The organism is Pseudomonas agronomica (assembly GCF_025917275.1).
GTDB classification, from domain to species: Bacteria; Pseudomonadota; Gammaproteobacteria; order Pseudomonadales; family Pseudomonadaceae; genus Aquipseudomonas; species Aquipseudomonas agronomica.
On sequence record NZ_JAOSHO010000570.1, the window covers coordinates 1 to 2940 of the forward strand.

The window sequence follows — 2940 nt, forward strand, 5'->3', positions numbered from 1 at the left end:
CGAGCAGATGGTCGGCACCGGGGACGCGTAGCAGGAAATGGCCGGGGAAATTGACACCGGCCAGTGGGATCTCCAGGCCGCGGGCCAACTCCAGGGCGATCAGGCCGAGGGCCAGGGGCTGCCCCCGTTTGTGCGCGAGGACTTTATCCAGCAGCGCCGCGCGGGGTCGTAGCGGGGTGGAATCGTCCTGGGCGAAGCCCAGGTCATTGAGGCGTCGAAGCAAGGGCTGGCCCAACTCACTGACCGGCAACATGGGCAGGCCGTGGCTGACCTGCCGTTGCAGATCCTTGAAGTCCTTCAACAGCGTCGGTACATCCAGCTCGCGATCATGTTCAGCGGCGATCCATAGCGCTGCTTCGAACAGCGCCGGTGGGGAGCGGTGCAGGCAATCAAAAAAGGCTTGGCGCGGCGTCATCACAATCTCCGGGCTATGCCTCGTTTTAGCTCTGCCATGGGTTTTCGTCCAGTCTCACAAATACGCAGTAACAGGTTATGCCGAAATAACAGGCAACCACTCATGCTTATTCCGGCGAACTCCAGCAATTTTCGAGCGCACGCCTATACTGGCGAAACAGACAAAAGTGATTCGGGAGCCTGTCGATGTTCGCTCTCATGCAAAGCTCCCGCCTTGAATCGCTGCACTTAAGCGTAGACCCGGTGACCGGGTTGAAGGCGGTGATTGCCATTCATTGCAGCCGTCCAGGGCCTGCCCTGGGAGGTTGTCGTTATCTTTCCTACCCCGACGACGAAAGTGCCGTGGCCGACGCCGTGCGCCTGGCCCAGGGCATGAGCTACAAGGCTGCCCTGGCCGGCTTGCCCGTGGGTGGCGGAGTGGCGGTCATCATGCGCCCTGCGCATGTCGAAAGCCGGGCCGCGCTATTCGAAGCCTTTGGCCGTTGCATCGAGCAACTGGATGGCCGCTATATCACCGCCATCGACAGCGGGACGTCAGTGGCGGACATGGACTGCATCGCCCAGCAGACCCGTCACGTCACCAGCACCACCGCCTCGGGAGACCCGGCGCCGCACGCGGCGATGGGCGTCTTCGCCGGTATTCGCGCCACGGCGATGGCCCGTTTGGGCAGCGATAACCTGGAGAGCCTGCGCGTCGCGATCCAGGGCTTGGGCAACGTCGGTTATGCCCTGGCCGAACAACTGCACGCGGCGGGCGCGGAACTGCTGGTCAGCGACATCGACCCCGGCAAGGTCCAGTTGGCCATGGAGCAATTGGGCGCCCACCCCATCGCCAACGATGCATTGCTCAGCACGCCGTGTGACATCCTGGCGCCTTGCGGGCTCGGCGGCGTGCTCAACAGCCACAGCGTGGCGCAACTGCGTTGCTCGGCGGTCGCCGGCTCGGCCCATAACCAACTGAGCAACTTGCAGGTGGCTGATCAGCTGGAGAGACGCGGGATTCTTTATGCGCCGGACTACGTGATCAACTCCGGCGGCCTGATCTATGTCGCGCTGAAGCATCGTGGCGAAGAATTGCCGACTATCACCGCGCACCTGTCGAAGATCGGCGCCCGGCTCACGGAAGTCTTCGCCCATGCCCAGGCGGAAAAACGCTCGCCAGCCCGGGTGGCCGATGAGTTGGCGGAGCGTTTGTTGTACCGATGAAGCCGGAGCGGGCACTCAGGGACGAGTGCCCTCGGCCAGTACGGTCGCCCGGCGTTCGCGACTGTAGTTCAATGCGAAATGCGCCACGAGACCAAAGATCAGTCCCCAGAATGCGGCGGCCAAACCGAGGAAACTCATGCCCGAAGCTGTCACCAGGAAGGTGATCAGCGCGGCTTCCCGTTGTTTGTCGTCGGCCATGGCACCGGTCAGCCCGGCACTGATCGCGCCGAACAAGGCCAGGCCGGCGAGGGACGCGATCAGTTCTTTCGGCAGCGCGGAAAACACCGAGGCCAAGGTCGCGCCAAAAATGCCCATCAGGATGTAGAAGACCCCGCAGGCAATCCCGGCGATGTAGCGTTTGTCGCGGTCCTCATGGGCTTCGCGGCCGGTGCAGATCGCTGCGGTGATTGCGGCCAGGTTCAAGCCATGGGAGCCGAACGGAGCCATCAGGATCGAGCCGATGGCGGTAAATGAAATGATCGAGCGAGCCGGCGTGTCATAGCCGGCGGTGCGCAGCACGGCCATGCCCGGCACGTATTGACCGGTCAAGGTGACGAGTGCGAGCGGCAGGCCGATGTTGATGATTGCGTGCCAGCTCCATTGCGGGGCGATGAAGACCGGATGGGCCACCGCAACATTGATCGAGCCGCTGTTGAGTTCGCCGAACGAAGCTGCCACCGCACAGCCGATGATCAGCACCGACAGGATCGCGTAGCGCGGCGAGAAGCGCTTGAAGGCCAGATAGGCCGCGATCATCGCCAACACCAACACCGGTTGCAGTTCGATGGACGTGAACAGCCCGGCGCCGAAGCGGAACAGGATGCCCGCGAGCATGGCGGCGGCGATGGCCCTGGGCAGGCGGCTCATCAGTTTGTCGAACGCGCCGGACAGGCCGACCACGGCGATGATTACCGAAGCCACGATGTAGGCGCCTATGGCCTGGGGCAGGGTAACGGTGGGCAGCATCGACACCAGCAACGCCGCGCCCGGCGTCGACCACGCCGCGATCACCGGAACCCGCAGGCGCCAGCTCAAGAACAGCCCTGTCACCCCGCTGCCAATGGAAATGGCCCAGATCCATGACGACACCACATCGTTGGGCAGCTGTGCTTCCTTGGCGGCCTGGAACACGATGATCAGTGGGCCGGCGTAGGAAATGATCACGGCGATAAAGCCTGCGATGATCGCGGAGAGGGATAGATCCTTTCTGATTGTGTCCATGAGGTCTCGGCTTGGCGCGCTGGGCACCCGAATGTTGGCGGTTGGGGGGAATAGATTGAGTTGATTTTGGTGAGTGTATTTGAACGGATTGAATCGATT

At 62.7% G+C, this 2940-nt stretch carries 3 protein-coding genes; 1 reads left to right on the forward strand and 2 read right to left on the reverse strand.

All coding sequences use genetic code 11. The features are described 5' to 3' along the window. A partial coding sequence (locus OC610_RS24595; RefSeq protein ID WP_264431560.1) for a transglutaminase-like domain-containing protein occupies positions 1 to 415 on the reverse strand: 415 nt, incomplete at its 3' end. Positions 416 to 600: 185 nt separating this feature from the next. Between OC610_RS24595 and OC610_RS24600 the strand changes: the two genes are divergently transcribed. After that, positions 601 to 1620 carry a Glu/Leu/Phe/Val dehydrogenase family protein gene (locus OC610_RS24600; RefSeq protein WP_030139906.1) on the forward strand — a complete coding sequence of 340 codons (1020 nt, stop codon included), beginning with the start codon at positions 601 to 603 and terminating at the stop codon, positions 1618 to 1620. Between the two features lie 15 nt (positions 1621 to 1635). Here OC610_RS24600 and OC610_RS24605 read toward each other — a convergent pair whose 3' ends face one another. Next, positions 1636 to 2841, reverse strand: a complete 1206-nt coding sequence (locus OC610_RS24605; RefSeq protein ID WP_264431562.1) for a benzoate/H(+) symporter BenE family transporter — start codon at positions 2839 to 2841, stop codon at positions 1636 to 1638. Between the last annotated feature and the right edge of the window lie 99 nt (positions 2842 to 2940).

Bases quoted from the DNA above. Each gene is read 5' to 3' on its own strand.
- OC610_RS24600 (WP_030139906.1), top strand. From the start codon at position 601: ATGTTCGCTCTCATGCAAAGCTCCCGCCTTGAATCGCTGCACTTAAGC.
- OC610_RS24605 (WP_264431562.1), bottom strand. From the start codon at position 2,841: ATGGACACAATCAGAAAGGATCTATCCCTCTCCGCGATCATCGCAGGC.